19 protein-coding genes are annotated in these 23,033 nt (G+C 62.2%); 13 read left to right on the top strand and 6 right to left on the bottom strand.

Features of this window, described 5'->3' with window-relative positions; translation table 11 throughout:
- The first annotated feature begins 25 nt into the window (after positions 1-25).
- The 5 genes from AC1RBA_RS16900 to AC1RBA_RS16880 all read left to right on the top strand — a co-directional run bounded on the left by AC1RBA_RS16900 (position 26) and on the right by AC1RBA_RS16880 (position 6,991).
- Positions 26-829, top strand: coding sequence for a polysaccharide deacetylase family protein (locus tag AC1RBA_RS16900; RefSeq protein WP_492419307.1), 804 nt, complete (start codon positions 26-28; stop codon positions 827-829).
- A complete protein-coding gene (locus AC1RBA_RS16895) occupies positions 826-1,866 on the top strand; it encodes a sterol desaturase family protein (protein ID WP_492419226.1) in 1,041 nt (346 codons plus the stop codon). Before AC1RBA_RS16900 ends, AC1RBA_RS16895 begins: the two co-directional genes overlap by 4 nt.
- On the top strand, positions 1,866-2,693 hold the full coding sequence (locus AC1RBA_RS16890) for an EI24 domain-containing protein (protein WP_492419224.1): 828 nt from the start codon (positions 1,866-1,868) through the stop codon (positions 2,691-2,693). Before AC1RBA_RS16895 ends, AC1RBA_RS16890 begins: the two co-directional genes overlap by 1 nt.
- 31 nt (positions 2,694-2,724) lie before the next feature.
- A complete protein-coding gene (locus tag AC1RBA_RS16885) occupies positions 2,725-3,510 on the top strand; it encodes a competence/damage-inducible protein A (protein WP_492419222.1) in 786 nt (261 codons plus the stop codon).
- A gap of 364 nt (positions 3,511-3,874) precedes the next feature.
- Positions 3,875-6,991 (top strand): transglycosylase domain-containing protein, encoded by a 3,117-nt coding sequence (locus AC1RBA_RS16880; RefSeq protein ID WP_492419220.1) that lies wholly within the window; start codon positions 3,875-3,877, stop codon positions 6,989-6,991.
- 55 nt (positions 6,992-7,046) lie between these two features.
- On the opposite strand, the gene AC1RBA_RS16875 is transcribed toward AC1RBA_RS16880, so the two are convergent.
- Entirely contained in the window at positions 7,047-7,652 is a 606-nt protein-coding gene (locus AC1RBA_RS16875) for a glutathione S-transferase family protein (protein ID WP_492419218.1), read from the bottom strand.
- Between the two features lie 131 nt (positions 7,653-7,783).
- Here AC1RBA_RS16875 and AC1RBA_RS16870 point away from each other — a divergent pair, with 131 nt between their 5' ends.
- On the top strand, positions 7,784-9,130 hold the full coding sequence (locus AC1RBA_RS16870) for a TAXI family TRAP transporter solute-binding subunit (RefSeq protein WP_492419216.1): 1,347 nt from the start codon (positions 7,784-7,786) through the stop codon (positions 9,128-9,130).
- A gap of 13 nt (positions 9,131-9,143) precedes the next feature.
- Here AC1RBA_RS16870 and AC1RBA_RS16865 read toward each other — a convergent pair whose 3' ends face one another.
- The 4 genes from AC1RBA_RS16865 to AC1RBA_RS16850 all read right to left on the bottom strand — a co-directional run bounded on the left by AC1RBA_RS16865 (position 9,144) and on the right by AC1RBA_RS16850 (position 10,684).
- Entirely contained in the window at positions 9,144-9,428 is a 285-nt protein-coding gene (locus AC1RBA_RS16865; RefSeq protein WP_070291138.1) for a helix-turn-helix domain-containing protein, read from the bottom strand.
- The gene (locus AC1RBA_RS16860) at positions 9,425-9,775 is read right to left on the bottom strand and encodes a type II toxin-antitoxin system RelE/ParE family toxin (RefSeq protein ID WP_070291139.1); all 351 of its coding nucleotides are present in this window, start codon (positions 9,773-9,775) and stop codon (positions 9,425-9,427) included. Before AC1RBA_RS16860 ends, AC1RBA_RS16865 begins: the two co-directional genes overlap by 4 nt.
- Before the next feature lie 171 nt (positions 9,776-9,946).
- Positions 9,947-10,408 (bottom strand): rhodanese-like domain-containing protein, encoded by a 462-nt coding sequence (locus tag AC1RBA_RS16855; protein ID WP_070219342.1) that lies wholly within the window; start codon positions 10,406-10,408, stop codon positions 9,947-9,949.
- Between the two features lie 30 nt (positions 10,409-10,438).
- A complete protein-coding gene (locus AC1RBA_RS16850; protein ID WP_492419214.1) occupies positions 10,439-10,684 on the bottom strand; it encodes a hypothetical protein in 246 nt (81 codons plus the stop codon).
- Positions 10,685-10,793: 109 nt separating this feature from the next.
- On the opposite strand from AC1RBA_RS16850, the gene glnA reads away from it, so the two are divergent.
- The 7 genes from glnA to AC1RBA_RS16815 all read left to right on the top strand — a co-directional run bounded on the left by glnA (position 10,794) and on the right by AC1RBA_RS16815 (position 21,229).
- Positions 10,794-12,209, top strand: a complete 1,416-nt coding sequence (glnA, locus tag AC1RBA_RS16845) for a type I glutamate--ammonia ligase (RefSeq protein WP_070219258.1) — start codon at positions 10,794-10,796, stop codon at positions 12,207-12,209.
- A gap of 146 nt (positions 12,210-12,355) precedes the next feature.
- Complete coding sequence (locus AC1RBA_RS16840) at positions 12,356-12,865, top strand: DUF4124 domain-containing protein (RefSeq protein WP_306798520.1); 510 nt, start codon at positions 12,356-12,358, stop codon at positions 12,863-12,865.
- A 7-nt stretch (positions 12,866-12,872) separates the two neighbouring features.
- Entirely contained in the window at positions 12,873-13,961 is a 1,089-nt protein-coding gene (gene glnL / locus AC1RBA_RS16835; protein WP_492419212.1) for a nitrogen regulation protein NR(II), read from the top strand.
- Positions 13,962-14,009: 48 nt separating this feature from the next.
- Positions 14,010-15,500, top strand: a complete 1,491-nt coding sequence (gene ntrC, locus AC1RBA_RS16830; RefSeq protein ID WP_492419210.1) for a nitrogen regulation protein NR(I) — start codon at positions 14,010-14,012, stop codon at positions 15,498-15,500.
- 138 nt (positions 15,501-15,638) lie between these two features.
- A complete protein-coding gene (corA, locus tag AC1RBA_RS16825) occupies positions 15,639-16,604 on the top strand; it encodes a magnesium/cobalt transporter CorA (RefSeq protein ID WP_034760218.1) in 966 nt (321 codons plus the stop codon).
- Between the two features lie 134 nt (positions 16,605-16,738).
- The gene (locus AC1RBA_RS16820; protein ID WP_070219255.1) at positions 16,739-18,112 is read left to right on the top strand and encodes an ATP-binding protein; all 1,374 of its coding nucleotides are present in this window, start codon (positions 16,739-16,741) and stop codon (positions 18,110-18,112) included.
- 300 nt (positions 18,113-18,412) lie between these two features.
- A complete protein-coding gene (locus AC1RBA_RS16815; protein WP_230506618.1) occupies positions 18,413-21,229 on the top strand; it encodes a TonB-dependent receptor plug domain-containing protein in 2,817 nt (938 codons plus the stop codon).
- Between the two features lie 88 nt (positions 21,230-21,317).
- Here the strand turns inward: AC1RBA_RS16815 and AC1RBA_RS16810 are convergent, their stop codons facing one another.
- Positions 21,318-22,949 carry an NAD(P)/FAD-dependent oxidoreductase gene (locus AC1RBA_RS16810; RefSeq protein ID WP_070312781.1) on the bottom strand — a complete coding sequence of 544 codons (1,632 nt, stop codon included), beginning with the start codon at positions 22,947-22,949 and terminating at the stop codon, positions 21,318-21,320.
- Between the last annotated feature and the right edge of the window lie 84 nt (positions 22,950-23,033).

Here is a 23,033-nt window from a genome sequence, read left to right as displayed (position 1 = left end):
GATTTCCGCGGGCCATGTGCCTGCCATGCTGCTGTGCGCCGGCACCATGCTGACGTCCGCGCATGCCGCCGTACCGGCCCCAGCAGCACCGGCGCCAGCCGCATCTTCGGCCCCGGCCGCCTGCAAGGGCACGATCTACATGACGTTCGACACGGGCAGCCAGTCGCAAGCGCAACTGATCGCCGACGTGCTGAACAAGCGCCATGTGAAGGCAACCTTCTTCCTGGCCAATGAAAAGACCACGCGCGGCGACTATTCGCTCGATCCCTCGTGGGCACCGTACTGGAAAGCCCGGGTCGCCGAAGGCCATGCGTTCGGCACGCATACGTTCGACCATGTGTACTGGAAGAAGGATCTGGCCAACGGCTTGATCCAGGTCAAGCCCCAGTTCGGCAAGGATGGCGGCAAGCTGGCGTCTTTCACCGATCAGCAGTTCTGCGAGGAATTGCGCCGCGTCGATACGCGCTTCCAGGAACTGACGGGCCGCAAGCTCGATCCGTTCTGGCGCGCGCCGGGCGGCTACACGTCGCCGCGCACCCTGGCGGCCGGCAGCGCTTGCGGCTACCAGCACGCGGGCTGGGCGCCGGCGGGGTATTCCGGCGATGAACTGCCCAGCGACAAGTATCCAAACGCCATGCTGCTGAAAAAGGCGCTGGCGAACTTGCGCAGCGGCGACATCTTCATTTCGCACATGGGCATCTGGTCGCGCAAGGAGCCGTGGGCGCCCGCCAACCTCGATGCCTTGATTTCCGGCCTGCAAGACAAGGGCTTCTGTTTTGCCACCCTGCGCGAGCATCCTGCCTACGCGCAGAAGAAGGGCCAGCCATGATGGCCGCCGACATCGTCAGTGTCGTCACCCCGGCGATCGACGCCGTGGTCGACGCTTTTGGCGTGGCGCAAGGCTGGCTGTTCCAGACCATCGTCAATCCCCTCGTCTACCACCTGGGCTTTGGCGAATTCACGGAAGAAGCGTTCGAGGGCACGGAATGGCTGCTGATCGGCCTGTGCGAACTGGTGCTGCTGTTCCTCGTGTTGCGGCCGCTCGAAGCCCTGATTCCCGCGCAAAAGATCACGGACCCGCGCGCCCGCTGGAACGACTTCATTTACACGGTGCTGCACCGCATCGGCCTGTTTTCCGTGCTGGTCTTCTTCACGCTCGATCCGCTGATGGATGCATTGGCAGGCGCCTTGCGTTTCGACAATATCCATCCATTGAATCTGGAGTCGCTGTTGCCCGGCATCAGTCCCTTGCTCAGTTTTATCATTTATTTTGTGATACTGGACTTCGTCGACTATTGCTACCACCGGGCCTCGCACCATTTCGGCTGGTGGTGGGGCTTGCACAGCCTGCATCACAGCCAGCAAAACATGAACTTGTGGAGCGATGACCGCAATCACTTGCTCGACGACTTTTTGCGCGACGTGGTGATGGCGCTGGTGGCGCTCGGCATCGGCGTGCCGCCGGGCCAGTACGTGCTGCTGGTGTCGGTTTCGCGCATCCTGCAAAGCTTGCAGCATGCGAATGTGAGGATACACTTCGGCCGCATCGGCGAGCGGCTGCTGATCTCGCCCCGTTTCCACCGCACGCACCATGCGATCGGCGTGGGGCATGAGTCGAAAGGCAAGGGCAGCATGGGTGGTTGCAACTTCGGCGTGGTCTTGCCGATTTGGGATATGCTGCTGGGCACCGCGAATTTCTCGGCCGGCTATGCGCGCACGGGCGTGCGCGACCAGCTGGCCCGTATCGACAGCCAGGGCGTGGGCCGGCCCGGGCGCAACTATGGCCGCGGCTTCTGGCAGCAGCAATGGCTGGGCCTGCGCCGCATGGTGGAATTTGCAAGAATCAAACGAAAAGGACGCCGTTGATGCGTAATGTGCTGAATTCGTATGGCCGTGCTTTCCTGTCGCAATTGCACGGCAGGATATTGCTGTTGAGCATAGCGCCGTTCATCCTGTCGCTGATCCTGTGGGGCGCCCTGCTGTATGTGGGCTTGCAGCCGCTGATCGACAGCCTGCATGCGCTGTTTACGCAATATGACTTCTTCCGCACCAGCGGCCAGGTGCTGGCCACCTTCGGCCTGGGCATGCTGAAAGCGGTGATCGTACCCCTGATCGCCATGTTCATGCTGCTGCCGCTGATGATCTTGACGGCGCTGATCTTCATGGGCCTGTTCGCCATGCCGGCCATCGGCCGGCATATCGGCGGGCGGCATTTTCCGCAGCTGGAAAAGAAGCATGGCGGCAGCCTGCTGGGCAGCGTCGCCACTTCGCTGGCGACGTTCCTGCTGTTCATCATCGTCTGGGTGCTCATGCTGCCCCTGTACGCGTTTCCGCCGGCCGCGCTGGCGGGCCAGGCCGTGCTGTGGGGCTGGCTGACCTACCGCGTGATGGCGTATGACGCCATGGCCGACTACGCCAGCGTGGAAGAGCGCCACGCCATCATGCGCGAGCAGCGCTGGCCCCTGCTGGCCATCGGCATGGTCTCCGGCGCGGCCGGCGCCGTGCCGGGCATGCTGTGGATGGGCGGCGTGATGTCGGTGGTGTTCTTCCCCTTCCTGGCGGCGTTCGCCATCTGGCTGTATGTCTTGATCTTTATTTTTACGGGTCTGTGGTTCCAGTATTACTGCCTGGAAGCACTGGCGCGTTTGCGGGGCGTACGCGGCATGACCGACGTGGCGCCGGCGGACGCTTGAGTATTTTCATCGAATTCTACGAGGGAGCTTCATGGCTATCGGATTGATCATCATCGGCGACGAAATCCTGTCGGGCAAGCGCACGGACCAGCATTTTCCGAAAGTCGTGAGCATGCTCAAGGCACGCGGCTTGCAGCTGAGTTGGGCGGAATACGTGGGCGACGAGCCGGCCCGCCTGGTCGCCTTGCTCCAGCGCAGCTTTGCCAGCGGCGACATCGTCTTCAGCTTTGGCGGCATCGGCGCCACGCCGGACGACCATACGCGCCAGGCGGCGGCCGATGCGCTGGGCTTGCCGCTGGTGCTGCATCCGCAGGGCAAGCTCAATATCCAGCAGCGGATCACGGAAATGGGCGAGGAGGCGGGCGTGCCGGCCGATTTGAACTCGCCGGAAAACCTGCACCGCCTGAAAATGGCGGAATTCGTGCAGGGCGCCGAGTTGATTCCGAATCCGTACAACAAGATTGCCGGCTTTGCCGTGCGCGAGCATTATTTCGTGCCGGGCTTTCCCGTCATGTCCTGGCCCATGATCGAATGGGTGCTCGATACGCATTACGCCCACCTGTTCAACCAGGTGCCGCACGCGGAACATGCCTTGCTCGTGTATGAAACGGCCGAATCCTTGCTCACGCCGCTGATGGTGCGCCTGGAAGCGGAGTTTCCGCTGATCAAGGTGTTCAGCCTGCCCAGCGTGGGCGATGCGCAGACGCGCCGGCATATCGAACTGGGCGTCAAGGGCGAGCCCGTGCAAGCGGCGGCTGCCTTTGCCGAGATGCGCGCCGCACTCGATACCTTGCAGGCGGAATACACCACCATCTGAGATGCCGCCAGCCCGGCGCCGGCGGCTTTTTCGCTGGCGTCCAGCCCGCCATGCATCTATGTACGCCAGCGTACGTTCCAAGACGTTGTTTTTTTGCGAAAATCTTCAATGAAGCAAGATTTTTGTGCGCGCTCGTCAGTCGTTTTCATGCCGATGTGGTGGAATGGTGAACAGGGGCCTTGCGTGTCGAACGCGCGGTCGCCTGCCTGTGCAGTAGCGTGTTTTTTTGATTCACCGGTATGGACATCATGTTAAGCAAGTTTTGTTGTGACCGGCCCTGGCTGGCCCTCGTCTTATCCTGCGCGGAGCGGCATCGTTGCCGCCTTTTCCGCGCCGTCCAAACCCAACCTTACCCCAGCATCCCATGAAAGACACAGGCGTCAATCTGGCCGCGCAAGAGCGGCCCCCCTCTGATCCAGCTCCCGAGGCGCCGCCGCCGGCGAGCCCGCCGAAGAAGCGCCGTTCGCGCATCTGGCCGATCTTTGCCATCATCGTGCTGGCGCTGATCGCCGGCGTGGCGTGGTTCGTCATGCGCGAAGTGCGCACGTCGGCCCTGCAGGCAGAGTTTTTCACGCGCCTGGACCGCCAGCTGGCGTTCAAGGTCGAGCCCGGCCCTGCACCGGCGGGCGCTATCCGCTATCCGCAGCACGGCCCGTATGACGAGCGGCTCGGCTATGCCAGCTTGCCCGACTTCATTACCAAACTCAATGCGCGCGACTACGCCGTCACGGCGCAGGCGCGCATGTCGCCGAAAATGGTGCAACTGGTCGACCGGGGCATCTTTGCCACCTATCACGAGAAAAACCGCGCGGGCCTGACCATCCTCGATTGCCGCGCCGCGCCGCTGTTCGCGGCCAGCTATCCCGAGCGCATGTTCGACGGCTTTGCCGAAGCGCCGCCCGCGCTCGTGCAAAGCCTGCTGTTCATCGAAAACCGCGAATTGCTCGACCCGGGCACGCCCAAGCGCAATCCCGCCGTGGAATGGGACCGTCTGAGCAAGGCGATCCTCGACAAGGCGCTGAACCTGTTCGGCGGCCACCGCGGTGGCGGCGGCAGTACGCTGGCCACGCAGATCGAAAAATACCGGCATTCGGAAGACGGGCGCACCAGTTCCATGCAGGACAAGCTGCTGCAGATGATTTCGGCCAGCCTGCGCTCGTACCAGGATGGCGAAAACACCATGGAAGCGCGGCGCAAGATCGTCGTCAATTACCTCAATACCGTGCCGCTGTCGGCAAAGAGCGGCTTTGGCGAAGTCAACGGCATCGGCGACGGCATGTGGGTCTGGTATGGCCGTCCGTTTGCCGAAGTGAAAACTTTGCTTAGTGGAAAAATGGACCAGCCAGGCAGCGCGCTGGCCTACAAGCAGGCGCTGAGCCTGCTGATCGCGCAGCGCCGTCCTTCCCATTATCTGGTGGCCGGCGGCGCCGACCTGGAAGAATTGACCAACAGCCATCTGCGTTTGCTGGCGCAGGCGGGCGTGATTTCGCCGCAGCTGCGCGATGCGGCCATCGCCGAGAAGCTGCGTCCGTCGACGGCGTCCGGCGTGCAATCGGAAGCATCGACCTCGTTCGTTACGCGCAAGGCCTCGAATGCCGTACGCAACCACCTGGCCACCATGCTCGGCGATCCGCGTTTGTACAACCTCGACCGCCTTGACCTGAAAGTGGTCAGCACGCTCGACGCGCAGGCGCAAAACGCCGTCACCAAGGTCTTGCGCGAGTTGCGCGACCCGGAAGTGGCGAAAGCGGCCGGCCTGACGGGCAAGGGCATGCTGGGCAATGGCGACCCCGCCAACGTGGTCTACAGTTTTACCTTGCTGCAAAAGGGCGAGCAGGCCAACTTGCTGCGCGTGCAAACGGATAACTTTGACCAGCCGCTCGACATCAACGAAGGCGCCAAGCTGGACCTCGGTTCCACGGCCAAGCTGCGCACCCTGGTCACGTACCTGGACATCATCGACCAGCTGCACCAGCGCTACAGCGGCATGGGCGCCGCCGAGCTGGGCAAGATTGCCGTCGATCCGAAGGACATGCTGTCGCAGTGGGCGATTGCTTACCTGAAACCTTTGCCTCTCGGCGAAGCGCGCAACCTGCCGGCCATGCTGGCGGCCGCCATGGAACGCAAATATTCGGGCAACCCGGGCGAAGGCTTCTTCACGGGCGGCGGCTTGCACCATTTCGGCAACTTCTCCAAGCTCGACGACAGCCGCATCATGACGGTGCAGCAGGCGCTGCGCCAGTCGACCAACCTGGTGTTCGTGCGCCTGATGCGCGACGTGGCCCGCTACTACATGTTCTCGCGCCCCGATTCTTCGGCCTCGCTGCTGGCGGACGCGGACGATCCGCGCCGTGCGCAGTACCTGAGCCGCTTTGCCGACAAGGAAGGGCGCGAATTCCTGCACCGCTTCTATCAGAAGTACCGCGGCAAGAGCGTTGACGAGCAGGAAAAGATTTTATTGGCCAGCATCCGCCCGACGCCCGTGCGCCTGGCGAATATCTTCCGCACCGTCAATCCGAAGGGCACGGTGGCGGAATTCGGCGATTTCCTCAACGCCAACCTGCCGTCGCAAAACGAAGTGCCGCCCGAGCGCGTCGCCAAGATGTACCAGCAGTACGCGATGGAAAACTGGTCGCTGGCCGACCGCGGCTACCTTGCCAATGTGCATCCGCTGGAACTGTGGATGGTGGCGTATCTGCGCCAGCATGAAGGTTCCACCCTGACGCAGATGGTGGCGGCCAGCGAAAAGGAACGCCAGGAAGTCTACAAATGGCTGTTCAACACGCACCGCAAGCATGCGCAGGACCGCCGCATCGCCAACTTGCTGGAAGTGGAAGGGTTCCTGGAAATCCACCGCCAGTGGAAGAAGATGGGCTACCCGTTTGATTCGCTGGTGCCGTCGTATGCGACCACCCTGGGCGCGTCGGCCGACCGGCCCGCTGCGCTGGCCGAATTGATGGGCATCATCATCAACGATGGCGTGCGCAAGCCGAGCGTGCGCATCGATTCCATGCATTTCGCCGCCAACACGCCGTACGACACCATGGTCAAGCGGGGCAGCAAGGTGGAGGCGGAGCAAGTGCTCTCGCCGGACGTGGCCAAGGCCGTGGCCAAGGCCATCCGCGAAGTCGTGTCGGACGGTACGGCGAAGCGGGCGAAGACGGCATTCGTCGGCGCCGACGGCGTGCCGATCCCGATGGGCGGCAAGACGGGCACGGGCGACCAGCGCTTCGACGTGTATGGCGCCGGCGGCCGCCTGATCGAGTCGCGCTATGTGAACCGCTCGGCCACGTTCGTCTTCAATATCGGCGAGCGCTTCTACGGCAGCATGACGGCGTATGTGCGGGGACCGGAATCGAAGAACTACGATTTCACCAGCGCCTTGCCCGTGCAACTGCTGGTGTCGCTGGCGCCGAGCTTGATGCCGCTGATCGAGCCGCCTGCGCCAGCCGAGGGTGTGGCCAGGCAGTGCACGAATTAACCGGCAGTATGCGGATTGAGCAAAACGCCAGCTTCCATGCTGGCGTTTTTTCTTGCTAGCCGGCAAACACGGCCGTTTTATCTTCCAGGCGCGCGTGATAGGCGGCGATGGCCGGATAATCGGGGTGCTGCATCGGAGCCATCAGCCAGCGCTTGACGGACAGGCCCAGCACGATATCGGCCAGGGTGAACGCTTCGCCGCAGACGAATGCGCCCGTACGCTGCAGCTGCTGTTCCAGCACGCCCATCATCTTGTTCCATCCGGCAATACCGGCCGCCAGCTGCGCCGCATCCTGGTGGGCCGGGCTGTGGCGCACCAGCGACATGAAGGCGTAGCGCCAGCTGTTGTTCAAATCGCCCATCTGCCAATCCATCCATTTTTCCACTTCCGCGCGGGCGCGTGGCGTGCTTGGAAGCAAGTCGTCGCGGCCCGCCTGGGCGCACAGGTAGCGGCAGATCGTGTTCGATTCCCACAGCACCAGGTCGCCATCGAGCAACACGGGCACCATGGCGTTCGGGTTCAGGGTCAGGAAAGCCGGGTCGTCGGTGGTGCGAAAGCCGCTGCCCCAGTCTTCGCGTTCGTAGGGCAGGTCGAGTTCTTCGCACGTCCACAGGACTTTGCGGACATTGATCGAGGCGGCTTTTCCAAGAATTTTCAGCATGCGGGGCTCCAGAGGGCAGGTGATCGATCTGCCACTGTAGCGGAAATGGCCACGCCGCGCATGTGAAAGTGCCTTGCATAGTTGAGGTTTTCTTGGCATCGTAGCCACCCATGAAACCTATGCGCCACCACATGTCCAAAATCCTCGCGTTCAGCCGCTTTTCCGTGCGCGATTTCCTCGCCACCGCCGGTCCCACCCTGCTGCTGGTCGGCGCATTCTGCGCGCTTGCTTACTGGCTGGTCGACCCGGCGCCGCCGCGCCAGGTGAGCCTGTCGACGGGACAGGACAATAGCGCGTACGAAGAGTTCGGCAAGAAATACGCGGCTACCCTGGCCAGGCACGGCATCAAGGTGACCTTGCAGCCATCGCTGGGTTCGCAGGAAAACCTGCAGCGCCTGAATGCGGGCAAGACCGATATCGCCTTCGTGCAAAGCGGCTCGACGGAACACGCCGATGCCGAGCGTCATGGCCTCATCTCCCTGGGCAGCCTGTTTACGGAACCCGTCTGGCTGTTCTTGCGCGAAGACAAGGCGGTCACGGAACTGACGCAATTGAAGGGCATGAAGATCAATCTGGGGCCGGAAGGCACGGGCGTGCCCAGCCTGTTCCGGCAGTTGCTGTCAGTGAATGGCGTGGAAGCGAGCGAGCTGACCGTGAGTGCCTTGCAAAACACGCCCGCCACGGTGGAGCTGCTGGAAGGGCGCATCGACGGCCTGGTGTTCAGCTCGGCGCCGGAAGCGCCGCTGATCCAGATGCTGCTGCAGACGCCGGGCATCAAGCTGTTTGATTTTTCGCAGGCGGAGGCGTACACGCGGCGCCTGCCTTTCCTCACGCATGTCGTCTTGCCGCGCGGCATAGTCGACCTGGGCAAAAACATCCCGGCGCAGGATTATCATCTGATCGCGCCGACCGCCACCCTGGTTGCGCGCGAAGACTTGCATCCGGCCCTCGTCGACCTGTTCGTGCAGGCGGCGGCAGGCATCCATGGCGGCACGGGCTGGTTCCAGCAGCAGGGGCAATTCCCGTCCGCGCGCTACACGGAAATTCCTGTCGCGCCCGAAGCGTTGAAATTCTACAAGGATGGCGCGCCCGTGCTGCAGCGCTATATGAGTTTCTGGCTGGCTAATTTCTTCGACCGCATGTGGGTGCTGGTGGTGGCGCTCGGTGCCTTGATATTGCCCTTGTCGCGCGTGGTGCCGCCCCTGTACGTGTGGCGCATCCGCTCGCGCGTGTACCGCTGGTACGGCCAGTTGCGCACGGTGGAGCAGGCGCTGGAAGACGTGCCGCCAGCGCAGCGCGCGCAAGTGTATGCGGAGCAATTGAAGCGGCTGGACCAGATCGAGGACATGGTCAACCAGATCTCGATTCCCCTGTCGTTTGCCGATGGCCTGTATGGCTTGCGCAGCCATATCAATTTCGTGCGCAAGCGCATATTGACCTTGATGGGCGAGCATCCCGAGGCAGGCGAGGCGGCCTGAGCGCTTAAGTCGCTTAAACGAGGGTGACCGACAGCTTGCGTCCAAGCAGCGCGGCGGCCCGCTCCAGCGTGGAGAGCGTCACGTCGCTGCCGGGGTCGAGCAGGCGGTCGAGCTGCGAGCGGCTCGTCTGCAACAGGTCCGCCATGCGCGTCTTCGACAGCGATTGCTCCTGCATCGCCTGCGTCAGTTGCCAGGCGATCACTTCCTTGATGGCGCGGGTTTGCGTTTGCTCAAAGATGCCTTCTTCCTTGAGGAAGTCGTCGAGGCTGCTGCCGAGATGGGGGGCGGTGGCGTTCATGTCAGTTCCTTGTAGCGTTTGCGGGCCAGCGCCAGGTCGTCTTCCGGCGTCGTCCGGGTTTTCTTGATAAAGCCGTGCAGCGCCACCAGGCAATCGCCGTGATGGCAGATCAGCACGCGCGCGATGCGGTTGCCGGGCAAGCTGCTGCGCACCTCCGACAAGCCGTGCCCGAGATGCCGGCACAGGGGCATGCCCACGGGCCAGCGCCATTGCGCATGCATCAAGTCTTGTCCGATCACATGGCGTTCCTCGATGGGGAGCGACTTGAGCCAGTCGCGCACGGGTTCGCCGCCATTGCCATTCGCGTAGAACAGCAGGGTAATCTGCCGCAAGCCGGAAGCATCCATGACGCACCTCTACGTTGTACTATATAAGGTACATTTCTTCAAGGAGAATTTGCGCCGCAGTTGAAAAAATCGGGCGCGCATGGATGGTTGTAGTCGATGACGGGCCATCGCGTGGCCCGCCAGATCAAACACGGTTCAGATAATTAAACGGCCAGTATCAAGCGGCCAGCGTCAGGCGCCCAGCCACGGCAGCCCGGCCTTGCACCAGCCGCCGATCTGCTTGCGGTGGCCGTCCGCATCCTTGTCGCCTTCAAACCCTTCAAGGATGTCGAAGCAGTTGATATAGCCGTGCTCGGTGGCCAGCTTGGCGGCATGGCGCGAACGCACGCCCGAGCGGCACAGGAACAGCAGCACCTCGTCTTTGCCGGCCTGGGCCGCCAGCTGCGCGAGGAAATCGGGATTCGGCACGCCGCCCGGGTAGGTGGCCCACTGCACCGCACCATGCTGGGTATCGGCGATGTCGACCCGGCCTACCCAGTCGCGCTCGGCGTTCGTGCGCACGTCGATGAGCTTGGCGGCTGCGTCCAGTTGCAGCAGCGCGTACGCTTCCTGCGGCGTCACGGCGCCGGCATACGGCGTACCTTCATTGGCCCGGCTGCGGGCGGTGGTCAGGATGTCGGCGGCGGTAGTCATGGCGTCCTCGATGAAAGTGGGCAGGTATGGTCAATTATAGTGCGCCATCCGCGCCCCGCAAACGGGAAACCACGGCGCCCGGCGCATGCACCACAACGAGGCATTTTTCAAGAATGCGCACAAAATGCACGATAATGGTGCGTTATTCGTTTTTTGCACTTGCATAGTGCATTCTTGATTTGATGCAAACTCAGCAGGAAAATCGCGGGCGGGAAAACTTTCATTGGGATAGCCGGTTTTTGCCTCTGGCGGCCAGGTCTCTTCTGGAGCTGGCATGGAATCTGCTATGATCCTTATGAGTTTTGGTGGCACGCAATGTTTGCTTCGCTTCATCAGCCCAGACGCACTAAGGTCGGCTCACCCCACATTCATTTAGGAGATACGCATGGCAATGACAGCCGCAGAAGTCTTGAAGATGGTAGAAGAAAACGAAGTCAAATTCGTTGATTTCCGCTTTGCTGATACCCGTGGTAAAGAGCAGCACGTGACGGTTCCCGTGTCGCACTTCGACATGGACAAATTCGAGTCGGGCCACGCCTTTGACGGTTCTTCGATCGCTGGCTGGAAAGGTATCGAAGCGTCCGACATGATCTTGCTGCCGGATCCAAACACGGCCAATATCGACCCGTTCATGGAAGAAACGACCCTGTTCATGCAGTGCGACGTGATCGAACCGTCGGACGGCAAGGGCTACGACCGCGACCCGCGCTCGATCGCGAAACGCGCCGAAGCCTACCTGAAATCGTCGGGCATGGGCGACACCGCCTACTTCGGCCCTGAGCCGGAATTCTTCATCTTCGACAGCGTGCGCTGGAAGATCGACATGTCGGGCTGCTTCGTCAAGATCGGTTCGGACGAAGGTTCCTGGTCGACCGGCAAGGATATCGAAGGCGGCAACAGCGGCCACCGTCCTACCGTCAAGGGCGGCTACTTCCCCGTGCCGCCAGTGGACAGCTTCCAGGACATGCGTTCGGAAATGTGCCTGATCCTGGAATCGCTGGGCATCCCGGTTGAGGTACATCATCACGAAGTGGCCGGCGCCGGTCAGAATGAAATCGGCACCAAGTTCTCGACCCTGGTCGAGCGCGCCGACTGGACGCAAAACCTGAAATACGTGGTGTGGAACGTGGCGCACAGCTATGGCAAGACCGCCACCTTCATGCCGAAACCTATCGTTGGCGACAACGGTTCGGGCATGCACGTGCATCAATCCGTATGGAAAGATGGCAAAAACCTGTTCGCTGGCGATGGCTATGCCGGCCTGTCCGATTTCGCCCTGTACTACATCGGCGGCATCATCAAGCACGCCAAGGCACTGAATGCGATCACCAACCCGGGCACCAACTCGTACAAGCGCCTGGTACCAGGCTACGAAGCGCCGGTGAAACTGGCGTACTCGGCGAAAAACCGTTCCGCCTCGATCCGTATCCCGCACGTGGCCAATCCAAAAGGCCGCCGCGTCGAAGCGCGCTTCCCGGATCCGCTGGCGAACCCGTACCTGTGCTTCGCCGCACTGCTGATGGCCGGCCTGGACGGCGTTGCCAACAAGATCCATCCGGGCGAAGCCGCCTCGAAAGATCTGTACCATCTGCCGCCGGAAGAAGACGCACTGATCCCTACCGTGTGCGCTTCGCTGGAAGAAGCACTGGAAGCCCTGGACAAGGACCGCGAGTTCCTGACCCGCGGCGGTGTGTTCAGCGATTCGATGATCGACGCTTACCTGGAACTGAAAATGCAGGACGTGCAGCGCATGCGCATGACCACGCATCCTGCCGAGTTCGACATGTACTACTCGCTGTAATGGCGCCACGCCGGCAACGTGCCGGTAGTGAATAAAAAAACGCGGGTGAGGCGATGGTCTTGCCCGCGTTTTTTGTTATGGCGCCACAGTGCCTTGTTGTATAGTCGGCCCAGAAACCATGCGGCATGTGCCGACAGGAGTAGAGATTGACCAAGCATTACAGAATGGCGCTGATGGCAGGATTGCTGGGCGCGGCGGCACAGGCGCACGGGCAGTTGTATGTGTGCGCCGATGCGCAAGGACACAAGACGTACACGGACAGGCGGGCTGGCGCGCATTGCCAGCTGCTCGATTTGCCGGGCGCCCTGACGGAGCCGCCACGCAAGACGGCGCCGCTGGCTGGCGCGCCTGCCCGGCCCGCCACACAGGCGGCGGCCACGGCGGCGCCTGCCGCCGGCGCGTTTCCCAAGGTCGATGGCGCCGAGCAGCGCGCGCGCGACCTGGACCGGCGCCAGATCCTGCAGGACGAATTGCGCAGCGAAGAGCAGAAACTGGCGGCGCAGCGCCTGGAATTTAACGGCGGGCAGCCCGAGCGCCAGGGCAATGAGCGCAACTATGCGAAATACCAGGAACGGGTGGCGCAGTTGAAGGACAACATCAGCCGCACGCAGCAAAATATAGACGCCCTGAAACGCGAGATCGCCAATATCCGATGAAGAGACCATGACAATAGACAATTTTTCCAGCCGTCCCGCCCATCTGGCTGGCCTTGATCTGCTCGCTTCGGCCGTGATCCTGCTCGACGGCGACGGCCGCATCAGCTATGCCAACGCGGCGGCGGAAAACCTGCTGGAAAGCTCATTAAAGGCGCTGTCGCGGCAAAAGCTGACGGCGCTGTTCCTCAATCCCGAGGAGCTGGCCGGCATCTGCGCGCAGGCGCTCGAACATAAATTTTCCGATTTGCGCCAGGACCTGAGCCTGGAACGCCTGGGGCGCGAGCCGCTGCGCGTGCACAGCATCGTCAGCGCCCTCGACGCACCGCGCGACGGCGTGCTGATCGAGCTGCGCGAAAACGTGCAGCAGCTGAAACTCGACCGCGAGGAGCGCATCCTCGACCAGAGCCAGGTCAACAAGGAGCTGATCCGCAACCTGGCGCATGAAATCAAGAACCCGCTGGGCGGCATCCGCGGCGCGGCCCAGCTGCTGGAGCTGGAATTGCCGGCCCTGCATCTGAGCGAGCTGCGCGAATACACGCAAGTCATCATCAAGGAGGCGGACCGCCTGCAGACGCTGGTCGACCGCCTGCTGGCGCCGCACCGCCGCCCGCACATCGTGGGCGACGTGAATATCCATGAAGTGTGCGAGCGCGTGCGCAGCCTGATCCTGGCCGAGTTTCCCAGCGGACTGACCATTTCGCGCGATTACGACGCTTCGATTCCCGAGTTTCGCGGCGACAAGGAGCAACTGATACAGACCGTGCTCAACATTGCGCATAACGCGGCGCAGGCGCTGGCCGAGTGCATCGAAGCGGGCGATGCGGAGCTGATTTTCAAGACGCGCGTGGCGCGCCAGGTGACCCTGGCCAAGGTCCGCTACAACCTGGCATTAGACTTGCATATCATTGACAATGGACCGGGCATCGCACCCCAGATCCGCGACCGGATTTTCTACCCGCTGGTGTCGGGCAGGGAAGGCGGTAGCGGACTGGGACTGACCTTGGCGCAAACCTTCGTGCAACAGCACCTGGGCGTGATCGAGTGCGAAAGCCGGCCTGGATACACCGATTTCAGGATCGTTCTCCCCTTGCCATAAGCGAGGCAGTATCCCACCCATGAAATCCATTGCGGGACGCACACACTAATGAAGCCAATCTGGATAGTTGACGACGACGAATCAATCCGCTGGGTGCTGGAAAAAGCCCTGGCGCGGGAAAATCTCGCCACCAAGAGTTTTGCCAATGCGCGCGACGCCATCGCCGCGCTGGAATTTGACACGCCGCAAGTGCTCGTGTCGGACATCCGCATGCCGGGCGCGTCCGGCCTGGAGTTGCTGCAAACGGTCAAGTCGCGCTTTCCCGGCTTGCCGGTCATCATTATTACCGCCTTTTCCGACCTCGATTCGGCCGTCGCGGCCTTCCAGGGCGGCGCCTTCGAATACCTGGCCAAGCCGTTTGACATCGACAAGGCCGTCGAGTTGATCCGCCGCGCGCTGGAAGAAAGCCTGCGCGAGACCAGCGTCGAATCGGGCCCGTCGGAAACGCCGGAAATCCTCGGCCAGGCGCCGGCCATGCAGGAAGTCTTCCGCGCCATCGGCCGTTTGTCGCAATCGAATGTGACGGTGCTCATCACGGGCGAATCCGGTTCCGGCAAGGAACTCGTGGCGCGCGCGCTGCACAAGCACAGCCCGCGCGCGGCGCAGCCCTTCATCGCCCTGAACACGGCGGCGATCCCGAAGGATTTGCTCGAGTCCGAACTGTTCGGCCATGAACGCGGGGCGTTTACGGGCGCGCAAACGACGCGCCGGGGCCGCTTCGAGCAGGCCGAGAACGGTACTTTGTTCCTCGATGAAATCGGCGACATGCCGTTCGACCTGCAGACGCGTTTGCTGCGCGTGCTGTCCGACGGGCATTTCTATCGCGTCGGCGGCCACCAGCCGATGAAGGCGAACGTGCGCGTCATTACGGCCACGCACCAGAACCTCGAGCAGCGCGTGCGCGACGGCCTGTTCCGTGAAGACTTGTATCACCGGCTGAACGTGATCCGCCTGCGCCTGCCCAGTTTGCGGGAGCGGCGCGAGGATATCCCCATTCTGGTGCGCCACTTCCTGGTGCAAAGCGCGCGCCAGCTGGGCGTGGAAGCCAAACGCATGAGCGAACCGACGATGCAGTTCCTCAGCAGCCTCGACTTGCCCGGCAATGTGCGCCAGCTGGAAAACCTGTGCAACTGGATCACCGTCATGGCGCCGGGCCAGACGGTGGAAATCAAGGACTTGCCGCTGGAATTGACGCAGGGGCAGGGCGATGGCGCCGCCACCGCCGCGGCGGGCGAGGCTGCGTCGCCAGCTGTTGCTCACCAGCCGGGCGGTCAGGTCTTCGAAGCGGCCGCGCCCGCCAACGGCGCGCCGCCGGGCTGGATCGGCTTGCTGGAATTGCAGGCGGCCGGCATGCTGGGCGCGGGACAGCAGGAAGTCATGGCCGTGCTGGGGCGGCAATTCGAATCGGCCCTGATCAAGACGGCGCTCAAGCATACGCACGGGCGCAAGAACGACGCCGCCGTGCGCCTGGGCATCGGCCGCAACACCATTACCCGCAAGATATCCGAACTGGGCATCGACGGCGCCAAGGACGATTGACGCCTTGCCGGACGGGGACTCTCCCGTCCGCTTTTTCTTGCGGTGTTCCTTGCACGCCACAACACCCACAGCAGGCGATAAGGTAAGCTGACGCCTGCCGGACTGTTTCGTCCGGTCTTCATTTGATTGTGGAACTGTATGCTCATAAACTGCGTGGCCTACCAGGATGGCAAAAAACTGGCCGACTTGCCGATCGACGATATCAGCGATTACGTCGAGCGCCCCGATTGCTTCGTCTGGGTGGCCCTGCTCGACGCCACGCCGGACGAGCTGAAACAGATGCAGCACGAGTTTTGCCTGCACGAACTGGCGGTGGAAGACGCGCAGCGCGGTCACCAGCGCCCGAAGATCGAGGAATACGGCGATTCCCTGTTTGCCGTGGTGAAAACCGTGGAAATGGTCGAGAATGAACTGGTGCTGGGCGAAGTCGATATCTTTGTCGGTGCCAATTACGTGCTTTCGTCGCGCAGCAACAGCTCGCAAGGTTTCCTCGGTGTCCGCGCGCGTGCCGAGCGCGAACCGCATCTGCTGCGCCAGGGCTCGGCTTTCGTGCTGTACGCGCTGATGGACGCGGTCGTCGACCGTTACTTTCCCGTGCTCGACGCGCTCGAATCGGAGCTGGAACTGATCGAGGACCGCATCTTCGACCGTGGCACCGAGCGCGACAATATCGAACGGCTGTATCAATTGAAACGCAAGGTCATGGTCTTGCGCCACGTGGTGGCGCCCCTGATGGAAGCGGTGGGCAAGCTGCACGGCGGGCGCGTGCCGCCGCTGTGCCACGATACCCAGGAGTATTTCCGCGACGTGCACGACCATTTGGCGCGCATCAACGGCACGCTCGACACTATCCGCGATACGATCAGCACGGCCATCCAGGTGAATCTGTCGATGGTGGCCATCGACGAGAGCGAAGTGAACAAGCAGTTGGCGGCCTGGGCGGCTATCTTTGCCGTGTTTACCGCATTTGCCGGCATCTGGGGCATGAACTTCAAGTTCATGCCGGAACTGGACTGGCATTATGGCTATCCGGCCGCCGTGGCAGTGATGAGCTGTGTCTGCGGTTATATGTATTACTTGTTCAAGCGTTCCGGCTGGCTATAAAAATTTCCTGCGTATCTGTATTATTAAACAATAGCCAGGGGTACAATCGCGGCAAGTCCCCTGACCAGGGCCTTTGCTGAGGATCGCCGCGCCGGCAGCTTTGCCTGCGCTTCCCGTGCCGCGCAGGAGCATTCATGAGTATTCCGTTGTTCGATGTGAATTCGCAAGAACCCCTGTTCGATCCCGAGCAGCGGCGCACCCTGGCGGAAGCGGCCCTGCGCTCGATCACCGCCTCGACGGCGCACGCCCGTGGCGACGACTTCCTGCGCATCCTCGTCAAGGACCTGGCCGAAGCGCTCGACGTGCACTATGTGATCGCCGGGCGGCTGGTGCGCATGGACGATGGCAGCGAAGGCATCCGCACCCTGGCCCTGTGGGGCGGCGATGGCTACCAGCCGAATATCGAATACAGCCTGCAGCACACGCCTTGTCAGGACGTGACTTGCCAGAGCATGTGTTTTCACGGCAGCGATATCCAGCGTCGCTTTCCACTCGATACCCTCCTGGTCGACATGCATGCGGAAAGCTATGTCGGCATGCCGCTGATCGATACCGATGGCAAGACCCTGGGCATCCTGTCGGCCATCGACACGCGTCCCATCGATGAAAACAAGCGCTTGCTGGCCTTGCTGCTGCTGTCGATCTTCTCGGCGCGCGGCGCGGCCGAGCTGCAGCACCAGGAGCGCACCCAACAGCTGGAAGAAATCGTGCGCGTGCGCACCGAGTCGCTGCTGGCGGCGCAGGCCAATCTGATCGAGCAGGAACAGATGGCGGCCCTCGGCTCGCTGGTGGCGGGCGTGTCGCATGAAGTCAACACGCCCATCGGCGTGGCGCTGACAGCCGCGTCGAGCATGGGCAGCTATGCCGACCAGCTGGTGCAGCTGCTGGGCGGCGCCAAGGTCAGCCGCACCGAACTGATCGACATTGCCGAATCCCTGAAAGGCGCGGCGGCCTTGATCGAGCGCAACCTGGCGCGTGCCGCCGACCTGATCGGCAATTTCAAGCAGCTGGCCGTGGACCAGGTCAGCGAATACGTGGCGGACCTGGCGCTGCACGATTATGTGCATGGCCTGGTGTCGGCGCACAGCCCGGAACTGCGCAAGGCGGCGCTCGGTGTGGAACTCGATATCGCGCCCGATTGCCAGGTACGCCTGGCGGCCGGCAAGCTGTCGCAGATCCTCTCGAACCTGCTGATGAACAGCGCCCGCCATGGCTATCCGCAAGGCGGCCCGGGGCGCATCACGATCCGCGCGCGCATCGAGGAGGAGGGGGAAGACGCCGCCGGGCGCTGGCTGCTGCTGGACTTCTCCGATGACGGTATCGGCCTGGCGCCGGCCGTACGCGAACACATGTTTGAACCGTTCTTCACCACCAAGCGGGGCCAGGGCGGCTCCGGCCTGGGCATGCACATCGTCTACACCATCGTGCAGCAACTGGGCGGCCAGGTGTGCGCGATCGACTGCACTCCCGGCTGTCATATACAAATCAGGCTGCCGCTGGCCAGCTGATGCCGCATGGCATCGCGGCTAGCCGCGAGCGCGCCTTATCCCTTGTCGCCCCTGCTTTTCATATGTTGTATGTACGCCATACGCATGTTGAGTTCTGTTGACACTCATATTCTTGCCGTGATTCTATGTAGTTGTCTAGTTGACTTTTAGTTGCCTAGTTCCATTTCTGTACACGTGTCCCAGCGAACTTCACGGCGCCTGATCCGGTGCCGTGCGAGGCGTTTCCTTTAGATGAACGAGTGTAATCCGGGTAACAAATCCGGAGTCATATATAACCGTACAAATGAAAAAGGGTTCACCATGCTTAAAGAAACCGTCATCTCTCGTGCAGTTCGCATCGTCTGCGCCGGTGGTATGGCAGCGGCCTTGTCCGTTGCCTCGCAGTCTGCGGTAGCACAAGATGCGCAGGGCGCCGATGCGCAAATCCAGCGCGTTGAAGTCACCGGTTCGTCGATCAAGCGTATCGCTGCCGAAGGCGCCTTGCCGGTCACCGTGCTGACCGCCGAAGCCATCCGCACATCGGGCGCCACTTCGGTCACCGATCTGGTCAAGAAGCTCTCTTCCGCCCAGGGTGCCACGAGCGAAAGTTCCTCGGTTGGGGGAAGCACCTTCGGTTTCTCCGGTATTTCCGTGCATAACGTGGGGGAGACGCGTACGCTCGTCTTGCTGAACGGCAAGCGCCTGGCCCAGTTCGGCGGCCAGACGCTGACGGGTTTCGCCGCTGGCTTCGACTTGAATTCGATCCCTATCTCGGCCATCGAGCGTGTGGAACTGCTGACCGATGGCGCCTCCGCCCTCTACGGTGCCGATGCGATCGCCGGCGTGGTCAACTTCATTACCAAGCACGATACGACGATCGGTGATGTGTCCATCGGCTACTCCGCACCAAAAAACGGTGCGCGTGAGAAACGCCTCAGCGCCACGAAGGGCTTTGGCAACCTGGACGAAGATGGCTACAACGTGGTGCTGACCTTTGGCCACGACGAGCGCGACAAGCTCGCTTCCGTCGACCGCAAGTTCGCCAGCACGGGCAAGGTGCAATTCTCGGCCAATGGCAAGCGCTATCAGAAGCAACAGTTTTCGGCCAGCCCGATTCCGGCCAATGCCACCGATGACAATGGCCAGCTGATCAGCCCTTACCAGAAGGCCAACGGCTCCTGCCCGGACAAGACGTTCCGCGTGATCGAACCGTATAACGACGGCAGCGGCCTGGTCGATGACTACTGCGGCTACGACTTCACCAAGGACCTGGAAATCTATCCGGAGCGCAAGCGTGACAACTTCATGGCATCGGGCACCTTCAAGATCGCCGGCCAGGAAGTGTATGCGGACGTATTGCTGTCACGCACGAAACAAACTTCGCGTATCGCCCCCGTGCCTGGGGCGATCGCCGTCGATGCAGGCACGCCGCTGCATGACAAGTATTTAGTGCCAGCTGGTATTACCGGCGACAGCACGGCTTTTTACCGGCTGTTCGACATGGGGCAGCGTACCTCGAAAGATACGGCCGATTTTGCCAGTGTGGTGGTCGGCACGCGCGGCATTCTGGCCGGTTGGGACTATAACGCTGCTTATAATTTTTCGGAAAGCCGCGTAAAAGGCAGTATTTCCGGCTATCCTGGCGCCATTGCTGTCAATAATCTCACATCGAGCGGCTTGCTCGATCCCTTCGTTGGCCCTGGCAAGCAGTCCACTGCGGCACAGGAAGCCATCAAGGCTGCCGCGTACACCGGTTACTGGGATGGCGGCACTTCGCGCCTGCAAACGATTAACCTGAATGGCTCGACGGAACTGCGCCGACTGCCTGGCGGCGCGATGATGCTGGGTATGGGAGTCAACATCAATCGCGAAGAATTCTCCGCGAAGCCAAGTCCGTTTGCGCAAGGCATCCTGGCCGACCCCGTGAAGGGCACCTTGTGCGGCGGCACGACAGGACTGGAGTGCGACCAGCGCTTCGGCGATGCGGCCAGCAGCCAGCCGTACAGCGCCAGCCGTACGTCGAAGGGCATTTTTGGCGAAGTCATCGCGCCTGTGCTGAAAGAGCTGGAATTGGGTGCGGCCTTGCGTTTCGATGAATTCTCGGACTTCGGTGGCGCCACCACGGCCAAGGCCAGTTTTAAATGGACGCCGGCACCCACCTTGCTGATCCGCGGCTCTGTCGGCAACGGTTTCCACGCACCGACAGTGCCGCAAGTCAACGCCCTGCAGCGCGGCTATGGTGTCACCAGCGAGAAGTACACGTGCACGCCGGCACTGCAGGCGATCGCCACGCGTCTGAACGCACAATGCCAGCCAGGCAATCGCCAGTACGACCAGCTGGCCGGCGGCAACCGCGAGTTGCAGCCTGAGAAATCGAAACAGGCGACCATCGGCTTCCGTTACGAGCCGATCAGCGCCATTACCCTGGGCGCCGACCTGTGGCATGTGCAGATCCGCGATTCCTTCGGTCAATTGACCGAACAGCTGGTATTCGGCAATCCGTCCAACTTCCCGAAATCCTGGGGCGTCAACAAGGACGTGGGCACGGGTACCACCTACCTGGCCTTCCTGGCGGACAACCAGAATCTGGGCAAGTCGTTTGCCACCGGTGTCGATATCGATATCAGCGCCCGTTACCGTTCCGGCATTGGCCTGTTCACGTCGCAGCTGAACGCGACGCAAATGCTGCGCGAGGATGTGCAGCTGGAACGCGGCGGCAAGTATTATTCGGCGCTGGGCAACTTCGCCGATCTGGGGACGGTGACTTTCCGCACGCGCGGCCAGTGGACGAATACCCTGAAAACGGGCAACTGGGCCAACTCGCTGACGGTCAACTTCCTGTCCGGCTACAAGGATCAGGAAACGTCGGTCGACGTGCTTGACGCTTCGGGCGCCGTGACGGGCCAGGAAAAGATCCGCATGCAGGTGGGTTTCTATTCGACGCTCGACTGGCAAACGGTGTGGACGCCGAGCAAGAGCTGGGTCCTCACCGCAGGCGTGCTGAACCTGACCGACAAGAGTCCGCCATTCGTGCCATCGACGTCCGGCGCCAACCGCGGCCAGCAATTCGGCTATGACGACCGCTATTACGATCCGCGCGGCCGCACCGGCTACCTGAATGCCTCGTACAAGTTTTAAAGAGCGGGAGCAGGCATAAAAAAACCGGCACTGTGAACGCAGTGCCGGTTTTTTTTTCGTCCCGCCTGCAGTATGGGGAGGGCGCGGCCTAGCGGCGCGCCGCCATCGACAGCGCCACCGCCTCGGCCACCTTGATGCCATCGACGGCCGCCGACAGGATGCCACCCGCATAGCCGGCGCCTTCGCCTGCGGGGAAGAGGCCCCGTGTATTCAGGCTTTGGAAGTCGTCGTCGCGGCGCTTGATGCGGATCGGCGACGAGGTGCGCGTTTCAACACCCGTCAGCACGGCGTCGGCCTTGTAATAGCCCTTGATCTGCTTGTTGAACGCCGGGAAGGCTTCGCGCAGGGCCGTGATCGCGTATTCGGGCAAGGAGGGCGCCAGGTCCGTCAGATGCACTGCCGGCTTGTACGACGGTACCACGCTGCCGAATTCCGTCGAGGCGCGGCCAGCCACGAAGTCGCCGACCAATTGTCCAGGGGCATCGTAGTTGCCGCCGCCCAAGGCAAATGCGCGCTCCTCCAGCTCGCGCTGCAGGGCAATGCCGGCCAGCGGGTCGCCCGGGTAGTCGGCCGGCGTGATGCCGACGACGATGGCGCTGTTGGCGTTGCGCTCGTTGCGCGAGTACTGGCTCATGCCGTTCGTCACCAGGCGGCCCGGTTCCGAGGCGGCGGCCACCACCGTGCCGCCCGGGCACATGCAGAAGCTGTAGACGGAGCGGCCATTGCTGGCGTGATGCACGAGCTTGTAGTCGGCCGCGCCCAGGATAGGGTGGCCGGCGCTGGGGCCGAAGCGGCAGCTGTCGATCAACGATTGCGGGTGTTCCACGCGGAAGCCGATCGAGAACGGTTTCGCTTCGATGTACACGCCGCGGCGGTGCAGCATCTCGAAGGTGTCGCGCGCGCTGTGGCCGATGGCCAGCACGACGTGGTTGCTGGCGATGGTTTCGCCATTGTCCAGCACCACGCCGCGCACCTGACCGCCATCGCTGCCCGGCTCGATGTCGAGATCGACCACTTTGCTGCTGAAGCGGTATTCGCCGCCCAGCCGTTCGATATTCGCGCGCATTTCTTCCACCATCTTGACCAGGCGGAAGGTGCCGATGTGCGGCTTGCTCACGTACATGATTTCTTCGGGCGCGCCGGCCTTGACGAATTCCGTCAGCACCTTGCGGCCGTAGTGCTTGGGATCCTTGATCTGGCTGTACAGTTTGCCGTCCGAGAAGGTGCCGGCGCCGCCTTCGCCGAACTGCACGTTCGATTCCGGGTTCAGTTCGCGCTTGCGCCAGAAACCGAAGGTGTCGACCGTGCGCTCGCGCACCTGCTTGCCCCGTTCCAGGATGAGGGGGCGCAAGCCCATCTGTGCCAGGATCAGCGCCACGAACAGGCCGCAGGGGCCCGTGCCGATGACGATGGGGCGCGGTTCATTGGTATGGCCGGCCAGCTGTTCGCCGCCGGCGACGAATTTATAGTCGGTATCGGGCGCGGGCATCAGGTGGATATCGTGGCCCAGGCGCGCCAGCACGGCCGCTTCATTCTTGACGTCCACGTGCAGCGAGTAAATCAACACCACGGCGCTGCGCTTGCGCGCGTCATAGCTGCGCTTGAAGACGGTAAAGCCGAGCAGCTCATCCGCGGCAATGCCGAGGCGCGCCAGAATGGCGGCGGGCAGGGCCGCTTCGTCGTGTTCGAGGGGGAGTTTTACTTCGTTGAGTCGCAACATGGTGTGTATTTTTAAAAATTGCCGGGCTCCGTATCTAGCGGAGAGTGTGCGGTGCCGCGTGACGGCATCCGGGCGCTATTTTAC

The organism is Janthinobacterium sp. GW823-FHT03B06 (assembly GCF_058796955.1).
The sequence above is the reverse complement of the archived record's forward strand: the minus strand, read 5'-3'. Positions and strand labels throughout refer to the sequence as shown.

Bases quoted from the DNA above. Each gene is read 5' to 3' on its own strand.
- AC1RBA_RS16900 (WP_492419307.1), top strand. From the start codon at position 26: ATGCTGCTGTGCGCCGGCACCATGCTGACGTCCGCGCATGCCGCCGTA.
- AC1RBA_RS16895 (WP_492419226.1), top strand. From the start codon at position 826: ATGATGGCCGCCGACATCGTCAGTGTCGTCACCCCGGCGATCGACGCC.
- AC1RBA_RS16890 (WP_492419224.1), top strand. From the start codon at position 1,866: ATGCGTAATGTGCTGAATTCGTATGGCCGTGCTTTCCTGTCGCAATTG.
- AC1RBA_RS16885 (WP_492419222.1), top strand. From the start codon at position 2,725: ATGGCTATCGGATTGATCATCATCGGCGACGAAATCCTGTCGGGCAAG.
- AC1RBA_RS16880 (WP_492419220.1), top strand. From the start codon at position 3,875: ATGAAAGACACAGGCGTCAATCTGGCCGCGCAAGAGCGGCCCCCCTCT.
- AC1RBA_RS16875 (WP_492419218.1), bottom strand. From the start codon at position 7,652: ATGCTGAAAATTCTTGGAAAAGCCGCCTCGATCAATGTCCGCAAAGTC.
- AC1RBA_RS16870 (WP_492419216.1), top strand. From the start codon at position 7,784: ATGTCCAAAATCCTCGCGTTCAGCCGCTTTTCCGTGCGCGATTTCCTC.
- AC1RBA_RS16865 (WP_070291138.1), bottom strand. From the start codon at position 9,428: ATGAACGCCACCGCCCCCCATCTCGGCAGCAGCCTCGACGACTTCCTC.
- AC1RBA_RS16860 (WP_070291139.1), bottom strand. From the start codon at position 9,775: ATGGATGCTTCCGGCTTGCGGCAGATTACCCTGCTGTTCTACGCGAAT.
- AC1RBA_RS16855 (WP_070219342.1), bottom strand. From the start codon at position 10,408: ATGACTACCGCCGCCGACATCCTGACCACCGCCCGCAGCCGGGCCAAT.
- AC1RBA_RS16850 (WP_492419214.1), bottom strand. From the start codon at position 10,684: ATGCCAGCTCCAGAAGAGACCTGGCCGCCAGAGGCAAAAACCGGCTAT.
- glnA (WP_070219258.1), top strand. From the start codon at position 10,794: ATGGCAATGACAGCCGCAGAAGTCTTGAAGATGGTAGAAGAAAACGAA.
- glnL (WP_492419212.1), top strand. From the start codon at position 12,873: ATGACAATAGACAATTTTTCCAGCCGTCCCGCCCATCTGGCTGGCCTT.
- ntrC (WP_492419210.1), top strand. From the start codon at position 14,010: ATGAAGCCAATCTGGATAGTTGACGACGACGAATCAATCCGCTGGGTG.
- corA (WP_034760218.1), top strand. From the start codon at position 15,639: ATGCTCATAAACTGCGTGGCCTACCAGGATGGCAAAAAACTGGCCGAC.
- AC1RBA_RS16820 (WP_070219255.1), top strand. From the start codon at position 16,739: ATGAGTATTCCGTTGTTCGATGTGAATTCGCAAGAACCCCTGTTCGAT.
- AC1RBA_RS16815 (WP_230506618.1), top strand. From the start codon at position 18,413: ATGCTTAAAGAAACCGTCATCTCTCGTGCAGTTCGCATCGTCTGCGCC.
- AC1RBA_RS16810 (WP_070312781.1), bottom strand. From the start codon at position 22,949: ATGTTGCGACTCAACGAAGTAAAACTCCCCCTCGAACACGACGAAGCG.